Annotated in this window: 1 protein-coding gene; it reads left to right on the forward strand. The window is 31.3% G+C overall.

Annotated features, from left to right (window positions below; translation table 11 throughout):
• Positions 1-643: hypothetical protein (locus tag AC2A07_RS19695; RefSeq protein WP_484051799.1), on the forward strand; the 643-nt coding region annotated here is incomplete at both ends.

The raw sequence follows: 643 nt of genomic DNA on the forward strand, positions 1-643 counted from the left end.
CAGAACTGTTCGGGGCACACCAGACGATCAGGCTGTTTTAGCAGCTATGGGAGGTATACCTGCCATAGGAATTTATTTCGATGAGTTTACTTCAAGCTATTCATCAAAAAACTATACAAGAAAGTATTTGGATGCAATATCAGGATTAGGTATAAATAATGCTGATTTAGAAAATTACAGAAAATTATTTTATGAAGCAGGTTTTCTCAACAAATATGATACAGAGTATGACCTTTATCAATATAACTTTATGGGCTACACGGGCAGATTTATCATTAAAAAGAATTCAAATAATGAATTATTTATTGATAAGTTAGATAAAAACAATCTGGATATTTCTATACATTCATACAGCCCTACCAATAATTTTGAAGCTTCAGGATTTATTATAAAGGACGAATCCGGAAATAAGTATTTATTTAATATATTGGAAAAATCATCCAGATCAGGATTCACAAACAGACAGAGTTTTGGAGGTGATATTACTACAAATGTTCTTAATTATGGATTTACTCCTTCTGCTTTTCACCTTAGTAAAATATCCGATGCTTCAAATAATGATCTTGTAGAATTTGACTACTATCCTTCACAACAAATATCTTATACGGATAATTCACAGGTCAACAGAAGCAAAGAATTTCCT

The organism is Chryseobacterium sp. HNCC26DJ238 (genome assembly GCF_057180465.1).